Origin of the sequence: Shewanella sp. AS1 (assembly GCF_021412565.1) — a bacterium.
In the GTDB taxonomy this organism is placed as follows: domain Bacteria; phylum Pseudomonadota; class Gammaproteobacteria; order Enterobacterales; family Shewanellaceae; genus Shewanella.
Genome location: NZ_JAKCLJ010000005.1, coordinates 196,472 through 215,723 on the forward strand (window position 1 = coordinate 196,472; position 19,252 = coordinate 215,723).

15 protein-coding genes are annotated in these 19,252 nt (G+C 49.0%); 6 read left to right on the forward strand and 9 right to left on the reverse strand.

The window, feature by feature from the left end; all coding sequences use genetic code 11:
* Positions 1-122: 122 nt before the first annotated feature.
* Positions 123-2,276 (forward strand): TonB-dependent siderophore receptor, encoded by a 2,154-nt coding sequence (locus LZP69_RS09425; RefSeq protein WP_234200096.1) that lies wholly within the window; start codon positions 123-125, stop codon positions 2,274-2,276.
* A gap of 105 nt (positions 2,277-2,381) precedes the next feature.
* Here the strand turns inward: LZP69_RS09425 and LZP69_RS09430 are convergent, their stop codons facing one another.
* The 3 genes from LZP69_RS09430 to LZP69_RS09440 all read right to left on the reverse strand — a co-directional run bounded on the left by LZP69_RS09430 (position 2,382) and on the right by LZP69_RS09440 (position 4,710).
* Entirely contained in the window at positions 2,382-2,624 is a 243-nt protein-coding gene (locus LZP69_RS09430; RefSeq protein WP_234200098.1) for a DUF3297 family protein, read from the reverse strand.
* Positions 2,625-2,752: 128 nt separating this feature from the next.
* Positions 2,753-3,529 carry an SDR family NAD(P)-dependent oxidoreductase gene (locus LZP69_RS09435; protein ID WP_234200099.1) on the reverse strand — a complete coding sequence of 259 codons (777 nt, stop codon included), beginning with the start codon at positions 3,527-3,529 and terminating at the stop codon, positions 2,753-2,755.
* Between the two features lie 11 nt (positions 3,530-3,540).
* Positions 3,541-4,710 carry an acyl-CoA dehydrogenase family protein gene (locus tag LZP69_RS09440; protein ID WP_234200101.1) on the reverse strand — a complete coding sequence of 390 codons (1,170 nt, stop codon included), beginning with the start codon at positions 4,708-4,710 and terminating at the stop codon, positions 3,541-3,543.
* A 763-nt stretch (positions 4,711-5,473) separates the two neighbouring features.
* Between LZP69_RS09440 and LZP69_RS09445 the strand changes: the two genes are divergently transcribed.
* The 4 genes from LZP69_RS09445 to LZP69_RS09460 all read left to right on the forward strand — a co-directional run bounded on the left by LZP69_RS09445 (position 5,474) and on the right by LZP69_RS09460 (position 10,109).
* Complete coding sequence (locus LZP69_RS09445; RefSeq protein WP_326490258.1) at positions 5,474-6,337, forward strand: DMT family transporter; 864 nt, start codon at positions 5,474-5,476, stop codon at positions 6,335-6,337.
* A 113-nt stretch (positions 6,338-6,450) separates the two neighbouring features.
* Positions 6,451-6,690 carry a hypothetical protein gene (locus LZP69_RS09450; RefSeq protein ID WP_267962061.1) on the forward strand — a complete coding sequence of 80 codons (240 nt, stop codon included), beginning with the start codon at positions 6,451-6,453 and terminating at the stop codon, positions 6,688-6,690.
* Positions 6,691-6,821: 131 nt separating this feature from the next.
* Positions 6,822-8,999 carry an OsmC domain/YcaO domain-containing protein gene (locus LZP69_RS09455; RefSeq protein ID WP_234200102.1) on the forward strand — a complete coding sequence of 726 codons (2,178 nt, stop codon included), beginning with the start codon at positions 6,822-6,824 and terminating at the stop codon, positions 8,997-8,999.
* A 498-nt stretch (positions 9,000-9,497) separates the two neighbouring features.
* On the forward strand, positions 9,498-10,109 hold the full coding sequence (locus LZP69_RS09460) for a hypothetical protein (protein ID WP_234200103.1): 612 nt from the start codon (positions 9,498-9,500) through the stop codon (positions 10,107-10,109).
* 132 nt (positions 10,110-10,241) lie between these two features.
* Here the strand turns inward: LZP69_RS09460 and yghU are convergent, their stop codons facing one another.
* The 6 genes from yghU to LZP69_RS09490 form a co-directional block, all read right to left on the reverse strand.
* Positions 10,242-11,102 (reverse strand): glutathione-dependent disulfide-bond oxidoreductase, encoded by an 861-nt coding sequence (yghU, locus tag LZP69_RS09465; RefSeq protein WP_234200104.1) that lies wholly within the window; start codon positions 11,100-11,102, stop codon positions 10,242-10,244.
* A gap of 91 nt (positions 11,103-11,193) precedes the next feature.
* The gene (locus LZP69_RS09470) at positions 11,194-13,131 is read right to left on the reverse strand and encodes a TRAP transporter permease (RefSeq protein ID WP_234200105.1); all 1,938 of its coding nucleotides are present in this window, start codon (positions 13,129-13,131) and stop codon (positions 11,194-11,196) included.
* A gap of 190 nt (positions 13,132-13,321) precedes the next feature.
* Positions 13,322-14,248, reverse strand: a complete 927-nt coding sequence (locus LZP69_RS09475) for a TAXI family TRAP transporter solute-binding subunit (protein WP_234200106.1) — start codon at positions 14,246-14,248, stop codon at positions 13,322-13,324.
* Between the two features lie 323 nt (positions 14,249-14,571).
* Complete coding sequence (locus tag LZP69_RS09480) at positions 14,572-16,647, reverse strand: M13 family metallopeptidase (protein WP_234200108.1); 2,076 nt, start codon at positions 16,645-16,647, stop codon at positions 14,572-14,574.
* A gap of 208 nt (positions 16,648-16,855) precedes the next feature.
* Entirely contained in the window at positions 16,856-17,098 is a 243-nt protein-coding gene (locus LZP69_RS09485; RefSeq protein WP_234200110.1) for a YdcH family protein, read from the reverse strand.
* A 125-nt stretch (positions 17,099-17,223) separates the two neighbouring features.
* Complete coding sequence (locus LZP69_RS09490) at positions 17,224-18,282, reverse strand: PepSY-associated TM helix domain-containing protein (RefSeq protein ID WP_234200111.1); 1,059 nt, start codon at positions 18,280-18,282, stop codon at positions 17,224-17,226.
* 245 nt (positions 18,283-18,527) lie between these two features.
* On the opposite strand from LZP69_RS09490, the gene LZP69_RS09495 reads away from it, so the two are divergent.
* Positions 18,528-19,220, forward strand: coding sequence for an energy-coupling factor ABC transporter permease (locus LZP69_RS09495; protein WP_234200113.1), 693 nt, complete (start codon positions 18,528-18,530; stop codon positions 19,218-19,220).
* The last annotated feature ends 32 nt before the right edge of the window (positions 19,221-19,252 follow it).

Here is a 19,252-nt window from a genome sequence, read left to right on the forward strand (position 1 = left end):
GCGCAAGTGAGCCGGATCAATGGGGAAGTCAAAATTTGATCTCGGTTAATAAAAATAAGATTAATTCTCATTTGACTTTTCATCGTTAAAAAAGGCAGGTACAATCGTGACAATTAAAAATAATGAGAACCATTCTCAACTGTTCTCAGATGCTCAACGATTCTCAGGGGATTATGAATATGGTCGTTACACGTCCAACACCACTCGGTCAGTCTATTCGTCATGCACTTAGCCTAAGCCTGCTGCCTCTCTCATTTGCCCTAACGGCTCATGCTATGGCCGAAGAGGCCACGGCTGAAAGCGAAGCGATGGAAACCATAGTGGTGAGTGCCTCGGCATTAAAGCAGTCAGCGCCCATGGCGGAGACGGCTCAGTCTGTAGACATTATCGACAGCAGTGAACTGCAGATGCGAGATGTGCAAAAATTGGATGAGACCTTCCGTTACAGTGCGGGTTTTACTTCTCCCTATGGCGCCGATAACGATGCCGACTGGATGTACATTCGTGGCTTTGAACCTAGCGTGTTGTTAGACGGTAACCGCCTGTATAAAGAGGGGTTCTTTGCTTGGACAGTCGAGCCCTATGCCCTGGAGCGTGTTGAGCTTATCAAGGGCGCCTCTTCTGTGCTCTATGGTGATTCCATGCCTGGCGGTTTAGTGAACGCAGTGCAGAAAAAGCCAACCGATAATCCCCAAGGCAATGTCAGCCTCTCTGGCGGCAATAAAGGTTATGCCGGTATCGCGGCAGACTATTCTGGCTGGGCCAATGATGAGGGCAGTCAGCGTTACCGTCTGGTGATGATGGCCGATCAAAAAGAGGGTGAGCTGGATGGCACAGAATATGACCGTGTTTACCTTGCGCCTAGTTATGCCATCGATTTTAATGACGATACTTCGCTGACGCTGCTTGGCAGCTTCCTGAAAGATGAAGGGGTACCGCAAAATGGCTTCTTCCCCATGTATGGTACTCGTTACGCCTTGCCTAACGGCGAGACAATCGATCCGACCACTAACTATGGTGAGCCGGGCGATGATGAGTTTGATAAGACACAATTCTCCTTAGGTTATCAGCTACGCCATTATCTGAACGATACCTGGACACTGAAACAGAATGCCAACTACGCCCATACAGATCTGTATCTGCGTAGTACTTCTGCCTATGGTTCGCCCTGGGACCCGTCGGCAGATCACTATACCCTGAACCGCTACACACTCATCAACGATGGAACAGTTGACAGTTTTACCTTAGACAATAACGCTACGGCCGAGTGGGATAGTGCAGACTTTGAATACCGTTTCCTTGTGGGGGCGGATATCCAGCACCATGTGAATGAATTTAAAGGCAATGGCAGCGGTGCCTGGGTGGGCAGTGTCGATGCACTCAACCCGACTTACGGCAATGTGCCTGTGTTGACCTTGTATGATAATGAGATCACTAAGCAGCAGTTGGGTGTCTACTCCCAGTTCAACACTAAGTGGCAGGACAGCTGGATAGCCAATATCGGGGCTCGTTATGACTGGTTCGAAGTGGAGAATCAGGGGCTGTATCAGGATGCTATCGACGACAGCCAGCTGTCACTGAACGCCAGCCTGATGTATCAAGCAGATAACGGCATGTCACCCTATGTCAGCTACTCAGAGTCTTTCTATGTGATGAGCAGCTTAGATTACATCACCAATAAGCTCTATAAGCCGGTAGAAAGCAGCCAGTATGAGGTCGGGGTCAAGTATGAACCTGAGTGGATGAATGGTTACATTAACCTGGCCTGGTTCGATCTGGAGCAACAAAATGCTACCTCAAGTGCTATCGACAGCAATGGCGCCCTGACCAGTAGCCAAACCGATAAGGTTTCGACTCAAGGGATGGAGTTTGAAGGTAAGGTGCAGGCAAGCGAAAATTTAAGCTTCACCGCCAGCTACACTTATCTCGATGCCCGCACAGGTGCCAACGAGGTACGCAAGTCCATGGTGCCGCATCATTTGGCAAGCGGTTGGGTGCATTATGATCTGACGGGCTTAGGGATTGAGGGGTTAACCCTGGGCGCGGGTGTGCGTTATACCGGCACCAGTGTCGATAACCTCTATTTTATCAATGATAAAGTACCGGCCTATACCCTGTTCGATGCCATGGCAAGTTATGCCTTTACCGATAAGCTGAGTCTGCAGCTTAACCTGAACAATCTGGCAGATAAGGAATATCTCACCGGATGTGACTATGGTATCTGCTACTATGGCGAGTCACGCCGCATCAGCGCGAACCTTAGCTATAACTGGTAACCCTTTATTGGATACTTGCGGGATAAGGGACATATCCAAACAAAAAAGCGAATCATAGATTCGCTTTTTTATTCAGGTTTTTGTCTATCGATTAGCGCTTATCGCTTAACGGTAGAAGGCTTCTACTGTGCCTTTGCGGGTAAGCAGTAGAGGTTGACCGCGACGATCTAACGACTTGGTTGAAACCTTGACCCAACCTTCGCTGATACAATACTCCTCGACATCGAAACGCTCTTTGCCGTTGAAGCGAATGCCGACATCGTGCTCGAAAATTTCAGCCACAAAGTGGGGGCTGCGTGGGTTCACCGAAAGACGATCCGGTAATGCTGGTGGTGTGGTGTCTGTCATAATACTTATCTGTTAGAAATAAATGCACTGACATTGTAGGCAATCGCAGATTTTTGCTCAAGGAGTTCTCATTCTGAGGGGCCCAGAAAAAAAGCGCCAACGGGCGCTTTTATGATCTTGATGCCAGCTTATCTTGGCTGCATCCGAATGGCACCGTCCAAGCGGATGGTTTCGCCGTTGATATAGGCATTGGAGGCGATGTGCGCCACCAGATCGCCAAACTCTTTTGGCTGGCCCATACGTTTGGGAAACTGAATGTTGGCCACCAGACTTTCCTGTACGTTTTCTGGCATGGCCAGCAACATAGGCGTGCCCATGATGCCAGGGGCGATGGCGTTGACTCGAATTCCTGTTTTGGCCAGATCTCTAGCCATAGGCAGACTCAGTGCTATGATGCCGCCCTTGCTGGCCGCATAGGCTGCTTGCCCCATCTGTCCTTCGAAACCTGCGACCGAGGCGGTATTAACGATAACGCCGCGTTCGAGGGCTTCGCCCATGGGCTCGTTTTTCGCCATGGCTTGAGCAGCTACGCGCGCTACATTAAATGTGCCTACCAGGTTGATGTTGATGGCGCTGGCAAACTTGCTTAACGCCATGGCATTGCCGTCACGATCCAGTACCTTGGCCGCAGGGGCAATCCCGGCGCAGTTGACACACAGGTGCAGTGCGCCGTAGTGAGCCAAGAGTTGCTCCATGGCCGTTTCAACGGCCTCCTCGCTGGTGACATCGACCAGGCTGTAGATGGCATTGTCTGTCCCTAATTCGGCTACAGCCTGCTGGGCTGCATCTTCATTGAGATCCCAAATGGCCACTTTCATGCCTTGTTCAACCAGTTGTTCACAGGTTGCCCGTCCAAGACCTGAGGCGCCGCCGGTAACGAGCGCAATCTTATTTTGTAGCTTCATTCGACTTATCCTTAGGCAATTTCTTTTAATAGTTCGCGGGCAATAATAATCCGCTGAATTTCACTGGTGCCTTCATAAATCGAGGTGATGCGTACATCACGGGCCCAACGCTCCAGAGGATATTCTTTGCTATAGCCGTTACCGCCCATCATCTGTAGTGCGGTATAACAGGCTTTGTTGGCTTTTTCTGTGGCAAAGAGCTTGGCCATTGAGGCCTGTTTTGAGAAGGGCTGATCTTGCTCTTTGAGCGAAGCGGCGCTCATCAGTAGTAGTCTGGCGGCTTCCAGATCTGTGTAAGCATCTGCCAGCATCCATTGCAGCCCTTGGAAGCTGGACAGAGCTTTACCGAACTGCTCTCTTTCGGTCAGGTATTGGCGCGAGTAGTCCATAGCGGCCTGGGCAATCCCCAAAGCCAATGAACCCACACCTATCCGTCCGCCAGCCAGCTCAGCGACTGCGGTTCTAAAACCGTCGTTTTCTTTGCCCATCATAGCCGAGGCGGGGATGCGGCAGTTTTCGAATCTGACTTCATTGGTGGCAGAGCCCGTTTGTCCCATCTTATGTTCATGGGTGGCGACGATTAGGCCTGGCGTGCCGTTTTCCACTAGGAAGCAGGAGATGCCTTTGCCCTTAGGTGCATCGGGGTCGGTCACTGCCCAGACCACAAACACACCGGCATATTCGGCGCTGGTGATCCACATCTTGGCGCCGTTCAGAATGTAATGGTCACCATCCTTTACTGCGCGGGTTTTCATCGAGGCGGGATCGCTGCCGGCACCGGCCTCGGTTAAACAGAAACCTGCGGCGGCGTATTCTCCCGAGCAGATCAAAGGCAGGTATTTTTCTTTTTGTTCCTGATTACCCACAGCCTGGATCACTTCGGCCGCCATATTGGTGACTGAACAGGTGACCGCGGTAGCTGCGCAACCTCTGGCAAGTTCGGTAATGGCTAAGCTAAAGGCAATCGTCCCGGCTTCGGTGCCGCCGAAATCGGCGTTGACGTTAAGGCCCATAAAGCCTAAGTCAGCCAATTGCTTGAGATTATTTAGCAGAATGTCACGACATTCTTGAGGGTCGCTGTTTTCATCTAACTTGGCCGCCACGGGAAGTAGCTCGCTTTGTGCAAATTGGCGAGCGGTGTCCTGGATCATTAACTGTTCTTCGGTCAGGGTCATATCCATGGTGTATCACCTTTTCGTTGTTATTATCATTGAGGTTGAATAAGCCTGGTTTAGGTGAAGTGCAACAGGTGGCATTCTACGTACAACAAGGCCGTTAAAAACCGTGTATCAGACGCGCTGGCTCCGGCCTAGCTCACGTCGAGTCTCGATACTAAGGATTTTAGCTTGCTAGCTCAACTCGGTGCCGCGATTCGCTAAAACCCCCTTTTGCCGCAGGAAAGAGGGCCGTAAGGATAGTCTGCTTAACTCAAGATGTTTGGCTTGCCAGCGCGAACAGTTGTAAGCTGTGAAAGCAAATGGTGCCGGAGTTTAAATGTAATATTGTGATTTTAAAGGATTAATATATTCTGTTTTTAGTGGGGCGTAGTGCGGCAGCTTAATCCTTGATTGCTAAATAGCTTTTAAATCTTACGTGATCCCTGCAACCTTTTGATTGTTTTTGTTAACTGAGTGTGGCTAATCAGCCAGGATATTCCCTGCCAGCTGACAGATTGTAAAGCTATATTAACAGTTTAGTACGGGACTAAGTTGCGTTTTTGTTGTTTGTTAATTGCTTCAATTGCCCTGAGCTCAAAACAGAAGGCTCACAACAGAAAGCCAGGCCTGACTTGCAGCGAGGCCATAGGGATTGAGCTGGCTAGCTGTTGATTTCGGGCTCAAAAAGCGCTCTACTCTCTGAATAAGATAAGTCTAATCTTATGATTTAAATAGTTAATATTCTAGTGGTAACTGGGTGGCTTATGCAGGAGTCAAGATGACGGCCATGATGAAAACAATGCTTTGCACTTCACTGGCCTTGCTGGCATTTGCCAGTAACTCGGTCTTGTGTCGTCTGGCCTTAGGTGAGCAGGCTATCGATGCCGCCAGTTTTACCAGCGTGCGGCTGTTATCTGGGATCCTGGTCTTGATGCTTATTTTAGGTCTTAAACAAAGCCCTGATTCGGTTAGCTCAAAGGGCAGCTGGCGCTCGGCGCTGTTTTTGTTTATCTATGCCATCGCATTTTCATTCGCCTATATCTCGCTGGAAACCGGCGTAGGCGCCCTCATCCTGTTTGGCTCAGTACAGCTCACCTTGATCTTGTTGGGATTAGCCTCAGGCAGTCGATTACGGGCTTTGGAATGGTGCGGGTTACTGCTGGCTTTTTCAGGTTTCGTCTATCTGTTGCTGCCGGGGTTAAGCGCCCCACCTTTATTGGGGTTCTGTTTGATGTCGCTGGCTGGCGCCGCCTGGGGGTTTTATACCTTTGCCGGCAAAGGCTCAAAAAATCCTTTGATGGACACAGGTTATAATTTTTTACGCACTCTGCCTCTGGTACTCATTCTGATGGCTTTAAGTTTTTCGCAGTTTTCCTGGACACAAGAGGGGATCTTGCTGGCCATTATATCCGGCGGCATTACATCTGGGTTAGGTTACACCATCTGGTATATCGCTTTGGGCGGCTTGAGCGCAATTCAGGCGGCAGTGGTGCAGTTGTTGGTGCCGGTTATCGCTGCGCTGGGCGGGGTGATCTTTGCTGGTGAAGAACTCTCCGGGCGTTTGGTAATTGCGGCCTTGATGATCTTGGGCGGCACGCTTGTGGTGATCTTGGCTAAGCATGCTTTGACTTCCATCTGGAGGCGGGGTTAATTTGAGCGACCTGCCGATAAGCTGTTATGGTGGTAACTCGGATAGGTTTTGGCTCATCTAACCTGACGAGCGCGTTCACAGTTCACAGTTCACCATTCACATGAGAGGAAGAGATGATATCGGATAGCAAATTAATCAAACTGCTGAAAATTTGCATCGCCATAGGTATTGCTTTGATTATATTAGGTATCTATCTGCATAATTTTAACGACACTATCGAGGCCATGGGCGTTACAGGCATTATTATCAGTGCCTTGTGTGTGGCGCTTGGAATGGCGCTCTCTTTGCCGACTAAGATGTACCTGACCTTTATATTGATGAAGCGGGAAGGCGATAAGGACAACAAATCCTAGTTTTCTCGCCCAGCAAACGGCTTTATCACAATTAGACCAAGACTATTGAGTCAAAAACACCGATAATTCAGGGTAATTTCGTTTTATCGATCTCATTGTTTGTTTGAGATCTTGCAGCCCTGGATACCTTAATGGAAATCAAAGTTAACTTTCTCGACAATCTCAGACTCGAAGCCAAGTTTGACGATTTTATCGTTACCGCAGATCAGCCCATTCGCTATAAGGGCGATGGCAGCGCGCCAAGTCCTTTCGATTACTTCCTTGCTTCTTCTGCCCTGTGCGCCGCCTATTTTGTGAAGGTCTATTGTAAGGCGCGGGATATTCCTACCGAGAATATTCGCCTGTCGCAGAATAATATTGTCGATCCCGAAGATCGCTATAACCAGATCTTCCAGATCCAGGTCGAGCTGCCTGAGGATATTTCGGAAAAAGACAGAGAAGGCATTTTACGCTCCATCGACCGCTGCACAGTCAAAAAAGTGGTGCAGACCGGCCCAGAGTTTAAGGTGGATATCGTTGAGGATCTTGAGGCCGATGCGAATGCCATGTTAATGGATCAGAAGGGCGATGCCAGCACCTATATATTAGGTAAAGATCTGCCTCTGGAGCAGACCATAGCCAATATGACAGGCATTCTGGCGGATCTTGGGATGAAGATAGAGATCTCCTCCTGGCGCAATATAGTGCCCAATGTCTGGTCGCTGCATATTCGTGATGCGGCCTCGCCCATGTGCTTCACTAACGGTAAAGGCGCGACCAAAGAGAGCGCCCTGTGCTCGGCGCTGGGTGAGTTTATCGAGCGTTTAAACTGTAACTTCTTCTATAACGATCAGTTTTTCGGTGTCGATATCGCCGCCAGTGAGTTTGTCCATTATCCCAATGAGAAGTGGTTTGCCTTAGAAGAGGATGATGAGTTGCCCGATGGGCTGCTGGATGATTACTGCCTGAATATCTACAATCCTGACGATGAGCTGCGAGGCTCGCACCTTATCGATACCAACTCGGGTAATATCGAGCGGGGGATCTGTGCTATTCCCTACACACGCCGCTCCGATGGCGAGACTGTCTATTTCCCCTCTAACCTGATAGAAAACCTGTTCCTCAGTAACGGCATGAGCGCCGGAAATAACCAGCAGGAAGCCCAGGTGCAATGTTTGTCGGAGATCTTCGAACGCGCGGTGAAGCGGGAGATCATAGAGCAGGAGTTAGTCCTGCCAGATGTTCCCGAAGCTGTGCTGGCAAAATATCCCGGCATTCTTGCGGGTATCAAAGGTCTTGAAGAGCAAGGTTTCCCCGTGGTGGTAAAAGATGCCTCCTTAGGTGGCCGCTTTCCTGTGATGTGTGTGACCCTGATGAATCCAAAAACCGGCGGCGTGTTTGCCTCTTTCGGTGCTCACCCAAGTTTCGAAGTGGCGTTGGAGCGTAGTTTGACTGAGCTATTACAGGGACGCAGTTTCGAGGGGTTAAACGATGTGCCTAAACCTACCTTTAATAGCATGGCGGTGAGCGAGCCGGAAAACTTTGTCGAGCACTTTATCGATTCGACTGGGGTGATCTCCTGGCGCTTCTTTAGCTGCAAGGCCGATTATAAGTTCTGTGAATGGGATTTCTCCGGCAGCAATCAGGAGGAGGCCGATGGTCTGTTTGCCATTTTAGATACCTTGGATAAAGAGGTGTATGTGGCTGAGTTTAACCAGCTTGGCGCCTCGGCTTGTCGTATCTTAGTGCCCGACTATTCCGAGGTGTATCCTGTGGACGATCTTATCTGGGACAACACCAACAAGGCGCTGGCATTCCGTGAAGATATCTTAAATCTGCACTCGCTGGATCATGATGCCCTAGTGGATTTAGTCAATCGCCTCGAAGAGAGTCAGCTGGATAACTACACAGATATCCGTACCTTGATCGGTATCGTCTTCGATGAAAATACGGTTTGGGGCCAGCTGACTATCATAGAGCTGAAGATCCTCATCTATCTTGCCCTCGGTGCCCATGAAGAGGCTATCGAGCTGGTGGGGGATTTTCTGCAGTTTAACGATAATACGGTCGAGCGTGGGCTATTTTATCAGGCGATGAACGCCGTACTGGAAGTTACCTTAGATGAGGAGCTCGAGCTTGAGCACTTTATCCATAACTTTAAGCGTATGTTTGGTGAAGAGGTGATGACCCAGGTGGTGGGCTCAGTGAATGGCGAGATTCGTTTCTCGGGTTTAACGCCCACAAGTATGCAGCTCGAAGGCATTGAGCCCCACTTACGTCTGATTGAGAGTTATAAGAAGCTACATCAGGCTCGTGCAAAGCTCGCCTGACCCTCACCTGATACTCGCTTGGTACTCATTTGGAAAAAAAGCGAATAATTGAAATCCAAAAGTAAGTAATAGCGGCAAGATAAGAAGCGGATCTGATTTACCAGATCCGCTTTTTTATTTTATGTATTCAAGTGCTTCTATTTAAGTCATAAAGAGATTGAAAGTTATTCGTGTAATTTTGTTTCACAAATGGCTGTTTGTTGAGTTTTTGTGATACTTTTTGCTCTGTTTTTAACCTTTGTGGTGAGGTTTTTTGCATTTTATTGGCAGATTATTAACTTTGTTATCATATCCTTGCTGAATTATTTTTCGCTAAAACTACTTATTTATGGGTATTTTATGCGTAATTTGTGGGTTTTTATTCGTGCTTATGTCAGATTGATCACGCTTTTTATTTTTATTACAAAAATATGTTTTTTTATTACAGTAACTCGCTAATAATTGAACTCAAGAGACAGGTACTCGATTAATTCATATTTATAGAAATAGGTGATTATTATGAAAAAACTTTTAATTTCAGCATTAGTGTTAGGCGCGCTTACGGGTTGTAACGCTGATGATGTTCAAGATTATGTCACAGATAAAGTGGGTGTTGATATCAAAAACACTAACGATGTAGTGACTGCCGCCGATGCGACGACACTAAGTTTAGAAGTGATTGCACAGGCCGCTATCGATTGTGGTAACGATGATAACTGTGATGTTGACATCAACTATGCTAACGGTGGTGTGAAAGGTACCCTTAAAGTTGTAGACAACAATGGCGTATTGACTGTGACTTCTGACGGTCTACTCAATGTGTGGTCTAACACTAACAACCTGAAAGCAGAAGTTCGTCTGTTTGCTAGCGGTAACAAGGTAGTATTGACTCCAGTTGCTGGTACTGCAACTTACAACGTTGAGCTGCAAGATGCGCACATAGTTGTTGACCAGAAAGGTGACGATGTGATCTTTGATACCAGAACACTGACTCCATTCGTATTTGATAACAATGTAGCTGCTCTGCAAGGCTTCACTGGTGAAGCCGAGATCCAGGGTGAAGATGGCGATGTTCGTACCTTCACTTACAACGGCCCAGGTGGCGACGTTAACCTGAGCCCATTAAACTAATTCAGTTCAACTGACTAATCACCTAAGTACGTTGTCTAGGTTGATATTGATAGTTTAGGTCCAAAAAGACGCCCCTCTGTGTAGCAGAAGGGCGTTTTTGTTTTGGCTGTTTTCCTATGGCGGCGAGCCGCGTTATTTGGGCTGTTTGGCCAATACCTTATCTATATCTTCAGCGCTGTGGCGCTCGGGCAGCTGCTCCCACTCTTCACCTGTGACCCGATTGACGATACGACCGCGCTGTACAGCAGGGCGATCGGCAATGCTTTTTGCCCAGCGTTGAAGATTGGGATAGCTGCTCACATCGAGAAACTCGGCGGCATCGTAGAGTTTGCCCAGTACTAAGTTGCCATACCAGGGCCAGATCGCCATGTCGGCAATAGTGTACTCATCACCGGCGATATAAGTGTGCTGGGCTAACTGTTTGTCTAACAAGTCCAGTTGACGCTTGGTTTCCATGGTAAAGCGGTTAATAGGGTACTCAAATTTAGCTGGGGCGTAAGCATAGAAATGGCCAAAACCACCACCTAAATAGGGCGCCGAGCCTTGTAGCCAGAAGAGCCAGTTAAGGGTTTCTGTACGTTTAGCATGATCTTGTGGCAGGAAAAGACCAAACTTTTCTGCCAGATAAAGCAAGATGGCACCTGACTCGAATACTCTGACGGGCTGCTCGCCCAAATTATCCATTAGGGCCGGGATTTTGGAGTTGGGATTGATCGCCACAAAGCCCGATGAGAACTGATCGCTCTCGCCAATGTTGATGAGAAAAGCATCATATTCGGCATCACTGGCTCCTTTGGCTAACAGCTCTTCGAGCATAATAGTCACTTTCTGACCATTGGGTGTGGCAAGGGAGTGCAACTGCAGCGGGTGTTTGCCGACAGGGAGCTCGCGCTTATAGCGTGAGCCTGAGTCGGGACGGTTAATGCTGGCCCATTTTCCGCCATTCTCACTGTCCATGGTCCAGACTTTGGGTGGGGTGTATTCCTGTGTCATAGTATCTCCTCGTAAAAATGACCACCACTTTGTCTCATTCTGATATCTGGGAGTCTATTGTCAAAAATAAACCCCAATTCAAAGATTAAGTTCAGTTTGAGTGTTCAAATTTATCTCGGCTTTTCCACTGTAATACCGTTAATACCACAATGATGGCTATCCCTATGATCGATGTTTCATAAGATTTTAATAGCAGCAGGGGGACAGAGATAAAGGCGAACAAACGTTCTATCAGCCTGAGTTTCCTGAACATATAGCCTTCAATTGCCACAGCCAATGCCACTATCACTACAGCGGTTTGCACCAGCGAAAAACTGAAGGCGAGTATACCGGCACCAAAATGCAGCAGATCTGTATAGGCCATCATGATGGGGATAATAAATAATCCCCCCGCCAGCTTGAAGGCTTCCACCGAGGATTTCATCGGATTGGCATTGGCGACACCTGCGCCGGCAAAGGCCGCCAGTGCGATAGGCGGGGTGACATTGGAAGTTTGTGATAGCCAAAAAACGATCAAGTGCGCCGTCAGCAGAGGCAGGCCGAAGTCACCTAGCATGGGCACAGCCATCACAGCTAAAACAATGTAGGCGGCGGTGACCGGCAGCCCCATGCCGAGAACCAGCGCGACTATGCTGACTAAGAGCAGCGCGACCAATAGGTAACCGCCGGAAAAATCCATTACAAACTGAGTAAACTGCAGACCTATTCCGGTTTGTCCTACCACGCCGACTATAATTCCGGCCGCGCCGCAGGCAACGGAAATGGGCAGGGCGAGCAGGGCGCCATTTTTCATGCCTGAGATAAATTTGGCCAGACCGATACGACTGTGTTTTCGCAGCGCCGAGGTGAGTAATACCGCCGCGCAGCCCGCCACACCAACCAACAGGGGAGAGTAAGCCAACATGAGCAACAGGGTGATCAGCACCAGCGGCAGCAGGTAATGCGCGCCATCTTTGATCACAGAGAGCACCGCCTGAGTGCGGCTTTGAGTCTTGAGATCCAGTTTGCAGGCCATCAGGTGCACATAGAGCAAGGTGCAGCAGAAATAGAGAATCGCCGGTGCTATGGATGCCAGCATGATATCGCTGTAGGGCACGCCGGTAAATTGCGCCATTACGAAGGCGCCGGCGCCCATGATTGGGGGCATGATCTGTCCACCGGTTGAGGCCGCGGCTTCTATGCCTGCCGATTGCTCTGGTGTATAACCCAGTTTCTTCATCATGGGAATGGTCACTGAGCCTGTAGTGACCGTATTGGCAATGGCCGAGCCTGAGATAGAGCCTAAGCCCGCCGAGGCCAGAACTGCGGCCTTGGCCGGGCCACCACGATATTTCCCGGCAATGGAAAAGGCCAGATCGATAAAAAATTGCCCAGCCCCCGTCACCTCTAGAAAGGCACCGAAGAGCACGAACACAAACACTGTGGTGGCGGCTATGCCCAAGGCCGAGCCAAAGATGCCATTGGCCGAATAGATCTGAAACTGGACAAGCTCCTGCAGTGAGTAAGACTTAGTGGCCATGGCGCCGGGCAGTAAGTCACCAAACGCGCTATAGCTTAAAAAGAGCAGGGCGATAAATACCATGACCCATCCGACGGTGCGGCGACAGCCTTCCATTAAGAGTGCGATTAAGGCGCAGCCTGAGAGAAGATCGACCTTGTTAAGGCCATAGAGCAGATGGTCAATATCGTTATAGTCGAAAATCCACAGGCGATAGCCAGCAAAGATACAGGCCGCGCATAGCAGCAGATCTAAGCCTCGACCGGCGAGATAAAACGGACTCTGACGATTATTGACTAGCGGATAATGGAGAAAAATCAGCACTAACACCCAGGTAAGATGCACGGGGCGAAAATAGGTGGCTGAGATGGTGGAGGTGATCCCTTGCCAGATTTGAAATGCCGACAGCGCCACGGCGACCACTAAAATCAGATAACCAAAAAGCCGAAAGAGTCGCTCATAGCGCTCATGGTCCATTTGCGCTGATGGGATCTTTTTGCCTGTGAATTGAGCTGGTTCCTCTGGCGTCATCTATTACCTCTAATTCCTTATACCTCAAATTACTCAGGATATGGTGCTGTGGAGCAAGCTACCATTCAAATATCTGGTTATTATTGATTTTTACAATTGATGAACAGTCTGCCGAGGCTATTTCGCCTCGGCAGAGGTGTTATTGGATTTAATTGTCGTGATGATGCTATTCGTCTGGCTTGCGAACCGGCTATTTGGCCAGGGAATCTAAATATCGCTTTGCGCCGGGATGCAGTGGTACGCCTTTAAGCTTGTCTGCATTTTCTGGGGTGGTCGCCCCCGCGACATTCACGACTTTGCGAATTTCTCCCATGTTTTCAAAGGCTGCTTTAGTCAGGTTATAGGCCATCTCATCGCTCATGCTGGCATTGACCAGCAGCACGTTCCAGACACTCAGGGTCGAAACGGCGTCCACATTGTTGTAAACATCGGCTGGGATGATGTAGCTGCTATAGGCGGGATGAGTTCGGATAAAGGCGGCGCTTTCTGCCTGGGACACGGGGATCACATTGATATCCCGGGTCAGGGCTATCTGTGTTACTGCGCCAACGCCCTGACCGCCCACGATAAAGCCGGCATCAATCTGGCCATTGGCTAAGGCGTTGGTGGTTTCTGAGTAATTGAGGTAAACCGCATCGATATCCTTTTCGACATCTATCCCTATGGATTCCAGCAGTGCGGCGGCGGTCACAGCCGTGCCGCTGGCGGGCGCCCCGAGGGAGATCCGCTTGCCCCTGAGCTGTGGCAGCGAGCCTATGCCGGATTTTTTAAGGGTGATCACATGCACCAGGTTAGGGTAGAGGGCGAACAGTGTCTTGACCGGCATGGCACTCTTAAACTTACCTTCGCCTTTATAGGCATCCAGCGCCACATTGCCCATGACTATGCCCGCCAACATATCGCCGCGCACCACCTTGATTGTGTTCTCGACCGAGGCTGCTGTCACTTCAGCCTTGGCATTAACATCGGGCACGTTGGCAGACCAGACCTTAGCCAGGGCGCCGCCAAAGGGATAATAGATACCGCTCTGTCCACCGGTCCCAATGGAGTAATTTTCGGCTTGAACCGCCATAGGCAGGATAAGCAGGAGTGTAAATGTCAGGATACGATTAATCATGATATGTCCTTTAAATTAATCTGTTAGTGACTGATACAGCGCTAACCCTAGTCTAAGATTAGTGTTATCACGCGCCGCTTGAACCTCTATGTTCACTTGGATGATTGTTCGGGGTAACTCTGGTTGTTATTTCAATACTTGGTTGTTATTTCAACAATTGAAATCTGATAGTTAATTAAGGCGTGATTGATGTCAAGTTATTGCCCTTGGGCTATCGTCTTCTTGACAGGCCGATTTGGCCTAATGTAGGTAAATAGGTAGGGAAAAAAATGCCAGTCAAAGTGACTGGCATTGATATCGATCCGCGTTATTTATCTTGGTGATTACCAGATCTTCACACGTTGATCTTCAGGCAGGTACAGGGCATCGCCAGGCTGTACATTGAACGCTTTATACCAGGCATCGTGGTTACGTGGTGCCAGGGCGCGGTAGCGTCCAGGGGCGTGAGTACCACCGCGAAGCTGGTTAAGCATGCTCTGCTCTGTGCGTTTCTCTTTCCAAACCTGTGCCCAGGCAAGGAAGAAACGTTGATCGCCGGTCAGGCCATCGATCACAGGTGCTTCTTTACCGTTCAGGCTCAGCTTGTAGGCGTGGTAAGCCATTGACAGACCACCCACATCACCAATGTTTTCACCTAGGCTATTACGGCCGTTAACGAAGTTGCCTTCGATTGGCTCATATTGGCTGTATTGGGCAGCCAGTTGATCGGCTTTGGCTTCGAATGCGGCGCGGTCGGCATCAGTCCACCAGTTACGCTGAATACCTTTAGCGTCAGACTTAGAGCCCTGGTCGTCAAAACCGTGTCCCATTTCGTGGCCAATCACGGCACCAATACCACCGTAGTTAACGGCTGGGTCTGCGTTAGGATCGAAAAACGGCGGTTGTAGAATAGCCGCTGGGAAGACGATCTCGTTAAATGAGCTGTTGTAGTAAGCGTTAACGCGCTGTGGTGTCATGCCCCAACGGTTACGGTCGGTTTTTTGCAGCTCTTTGGCCACACTGTCGTTTCTGAAGAACTGTCTTAGGCTCTTGATGTTGCCGACCATGTCGTTCTTACTGATAACTAGGCCATCAAACTCCTGCCAAACATCTGGGTAGCCAATCTTAGGATTGAAAGAGGCCAGTTTCGCGTGAGCGTTAACCTTGGTTTCTTCGCCCATCCAGTCCAGGCCATCGATACGCTGACCCATAGCTGTACGCAGGTTCTTCACCAGCTCTGCCATCTGCTGCTTGGATGATTCTGGGAAGTAACGTTTAACGTAGACTTTACCGATAGCAAAGCCCAGTGATTGGGTGCCAGACATCTGCTCAACCGCACGCTTCCAGCGTGGACGAGGCTCCTGCTGACCGCTTAGGGTCTTACCGTAGAAGTCAAAATAGGTGTTGTAGATCTCGTCACTTAACAGATCGGCATTGTCACTGACTGTGTGGAAGGTGAGGTAGTCCTGCCAAACCTTGATATCTTCTTTGTTGATAAGATTGATCATGGCTTTGATAGGCTCAGGCTGAGAGATATTTAGCTGAGGCACTTTGTAACCGGTTTCTGCAAAATAGAGATCCCAGTTGAAACCTGGGTACTCAGTGCTGAGTTGATCGCGCTTGATCTGGTTCAGAGTGAGATCGCGGTTACGGCGCTTCTCACGTGGCCAGTGACCTTCGGCGATCTTGGTTTCCAGTGCTAGTATGGCCTCGGCACGAGGAGCGGCATCTTTCACGCCGGCAAATTCAAGCATCTTGGTGATATGGGCCAGGTAAGCCTCGCGGATTTTTACGAAACGCTCGCTGTCTTCCAGGTAGTAAGAACGATCTGGCAGACCTAAGCCGCCCGCGCCGAGTGACATCTCATATTGGTCTGGGTCAACGCGGTTAAACCACATGCCGCCGCCAATTGGCGTGGTGATACCAAGTAACCAGGAATCGCCGAAGAGTTTAGTCAGATCGTCGGTCGATTTAACGGCGGCAATTTGATCTAAGGTGGCTTGCACAGGTGTAATACCGAGTTTGTTGATTGTCTCAGTATCCATATAGGCGTTGTAGAAGTCGGCGATCAACTGCTCTTCGCTATTGAGATCTTTACGGCTGGCGATATCGTCGATGATCTCTTTAACCTGCTCTTCACTGCGCTCGGCTAAGGCGTTGAATGCACCAAAACGGGTTTTGTCAGCGGGCATGACGAAGTTGTCATACCAAGTACCACTGGCATACATGAAGAAGTCATCCCCTGGTTTTACATTCAGGTTACGGGCGCTTAAGTCGACACCAAAGCTGCCTAATTCAGCTTTAGCTGGGGTTTGGGCAACGACATCTGCACTAGGTGTGTTGTTAGAACTGGTATCTTGGTTGCTGCAGCCACCAATAAAAACGGTAGCTAATGCCATAGCAATTAAGGATTTTTTCATTTATGTTCTCTTCCTAATTGAGTTTGATGAACTGTTTATACGCTATACATCTTCTAGGACTGACACAAAATGTCAATCTTAGTTTCTCTGGGCTTGCTCAAGAAGCCTGCTTATTTCGCGCTAGAACAAGTGTGGCGGCGAGTGATGCGCGAGGGGACTGACCAGTCAGTCCCCTCGTCTTTATTCAGTTTAGGGTGCAATTTATCTATTATTGCGCCTGGGTTAGCCTTTGATAGAGGGCATCTTTCATCTCGGCCCTATCATGCTTTAGCTGATGCATGGCATCGTCTTCGATAGGAGCGCCGTTAAGTTCCAGCACCCTGATCTCTTTATCAAGGGCATCATACTTTTTGACTTCTTTGGCAAACTCGGCATCACTGGCAATTAGCTTCGCGATAATTGCTTGATATTCTGGAAAATCATTTGCGAGAGAGTGGCTTTCTCCTAACATAAAAACTCCTTTAGATTAAAATAGTTGCCCACTAATTAAAGCAAACATAAGCGGAATGACAAGTCAGAGTCTTAGGCCGGATAAGCCAGGCCTGATGCGCTATAGCATCAGCCCGACGGGCGGGTTTAGCGGGCGGGTTTTGTAAAGGTACGCCGGTAAAAGGTCACCAGACTGAAGAGCAAAATCACGGTGGCGACGCAGGAGACTAAGGTGATGAGCCATACATAGCTAAGGGGCATATTGAGCGCATCATGCAGGGGTCTGACAAAGGAGGCGATTTTACCTGTGATACTTCTGTCGCTGTGCTTCAATGCCGACAAGATTTGACCCTGCTGATAACTCATGGTGATGGCATCGGCTTCGCGTAGCCAAACACTAGGATGCGCGTTAAATCCTATGCGGTAGTTAAGCTCAGGCGGATTCTCAGCGTCGGTGCGGGCGCGGGGCTTGCTGACGGCAACCAGTTGCGACGCCCCCCAGACGTTTTGCGCTGTGCTCAGCTGACTCAACCAATCATTTGGCTCGCTGGCTGGGTAAGTGACGCCTTGCTCTGGCTGAGTTTTTAGGGCATCAAGCCATAAGCCTTTATAGGTGATTAAAAAGCCACTCAAACAGAGCACAAACAAGGGGATAGAGATAAACAACCCAAGTTGCATGTGACTCTTAAACAGGCTGGCAGAGCGGGTATTGCGCGGGATACTCTGGCTCAGGCGAAAGCCTTTTCGTACTCGCCACCATAGATAGATCCCCACTAAGGTGATAGCTGCCCCAATTAAGGATGCCCAGGCGTTAAGGTATTTACCCGCATCTCCCATCAGGAAATTGCGGTGCAACCAGAAGAAGGTACTGTAGAAGGGGTAATCTGAGTTTTGCCTGACGGCTATCTCATTGAGCTGATTATCAAATACAATCGACTTTCCTCGGGTCGAGGCCTGAATATAGGGAGTATATTCAGTGGGAAAGCGAACCGTGCTCATCTCAGGATAACGCTCAAATAGCTGGGCTACCGCCTCGGCTTTTTGGGAAAGCGTGAGGGGAAGGTAGGGCTGATCGTAATTTTGCGTGCGTTTGATTATGTCCACACTGCCTAGGTAAATGCCTGTGGTCAGCACTGTGAGCATAGTGAGCGTGATAAAAATGCCGACCCAGTTATGAAACCATTTTAATCCATGAACTACATTCATCTAGTCTTAACTCTGCCTGTGAAATGGACTGCTGACAGATTAAACAAATCAACCAAGCTCAGCATTATCCAGTGTGGGGTTAATGTTTTGCGAATGATAATTAATCTCAAATGGCCTTTCAATTAAAGAAGTGTAAATTAAAAGCTTCAAACAAAGCCTTAGGAGCAAATTGGGATCTCAATCATCTCTAGTGCATTAAGATAGAAAGAGGCAGTTTCGTTTTTCTGACCCATAGGGGAGAGCCAGTGACAGAGTTTCTAGCAGCACATTTTGCGTCCATAAATTGGCATTGGGATGTTGCCCAGTTGCTGGCCTTGGCTCTGTTGCTTTTGTGGCTGTGGGCCATCTGGCCGGTAAAGGATCTGCAGGCTGTGATGCACAATAAGGGGTCACAAAGGCGCGTCTGGCTAACGGCCTTTATGATCAACGGGCTTTGGTTGCTTAACGCCAGTATCACACAGGGGATACAGCTTCATTTCTTAGGATTGGTGACCCTGATGCTGATGTTTGGCTGGCGCCTGGCGACCTGTATCAGCCTGCTGCCTGTGCTGTTTTTCTCTGTTTTCGTGGTGAAACAACCCTTTGATTTTGCGCTGTATGGATTGTTTATGGCCGCCTTGCCACTATTTCTCTGCTTCGTTGTTTATAGCCAGATTTTTAAATTTCTGCCGCACCACCTGTTTATCTACATCTTTGGTAGCGCCTTTATCAACGGTTTTGCATCTATCGCCTTTTACATGCTGCCTTGGTCTTTATGGCTCTGGCTTAAGGGGGATTACGATTGGAGTTATATTGTAGATAATTACCTCTTGTTAATCCCTCTAATGGGATTTCCCGAGGCATTGCTGAACGGCATGGCGGTGACCTTGCTAGTGGTCTATCGCCCAGAGTGGCTCTACGACTATAGCGATAACACCTATTTCGGCAATCGCTCTTAACCTAAGGTAAAAGAGGTGCAAAAAACCGCCGG

Coding starts and splice junctions, on each gene's coding strand:
- LZP69_RS09425 (WP_234200096.1), top strand. CDS start 123: ATGAGAACCATTCTCAACTGTTCTCAGATGCTCAACGATTCTCAGGGG.
- LZP69_RS09430 (WP_234200098.1), bottom strand. CDS start 2,624: ATGACAGACACCACACCACCAGCATTACCGGATCGTCTTTCGGTGAAC.
- LZP69_RS09435 (WP_234200099.1), bottom strand. CDS start 3,529: ATGAAGCTACAAAATAAGATTGCGCTCGTTACCGGCGGCGCCTCAGGT.
- LZP69_RS09440 (WP_234200101.1), bottom strand. CDS start 4,710: ATGGATATGACCCTGACCGAAGAACAGTTAATGATCCAGGACACCGCT.
- LZP69_RS09445 (WP_326490258.1), top strand. CDS start 5,474: ATGATGAAAACAATGCTTTGCACTTCACTGGCCTTGCTGGCATTTGCC.
- LZP69_RS09450 (WP_267962061.1), top strand. CDS start 6,451: ATGATATCGGATAGCAAATTAATCAAACTGCTGAAAATTTGCATCGCC.
- LZP69_RS09455 (WP_234200102.1), top strand. CDS start 6,822: ATGGAAATCAAAGTTAACTTTCTCGACAATCTCAGACTCGAAGCCAAG.
- LZP69_RS09460 (WP_234200103.1), top strand. CDS start 9,498: ATGAAAAAACTTTTAATTTCAGCATTAGTGTTAGGCGCGCTTACGGGT.
- yghU (WP_234200104.1), bottom strand. CDS start 11,102: ATGACACAGGAATACACCCCACCCAAAGTCTGGACCATGGACAGTGAG.
- LZP69_RS09470 (WP_234200105.1), bottom strand. CDS start 13,131: ATGACGCCAGAGGAACCAGCTCAATTCACAGGCAAAAAGATCCCATCA.
- LZP69_RS09475 (WP_234200106.1), bottom strand. CDS start 14,248: ATGATTAATCGTATCCTGACATTTACACTCCTGCTTATCCTGCCTATG.
- LZP69_RS09480 (WP_234200108.1), bottom strand. CDS start 16,647: ATGAAAAAATCCTTAATTGCTATGGCATTAGCTACCGTTTTTATTGGT.
- LZP69_RS09485 (WP_234200110.1), bottom strand. CDS start 17,098: ATGTTAGGAGAAAGCCACTCTCTCGCAAATGATTTTCCAGAATATCAA.
- LZP69_RS09490 (WP_234200111.1), bottom strand. CDS start 18,282: ATGAATGTAGTTCATGGATTAAAATGGTTTCATAACTGGGTCGGCATT.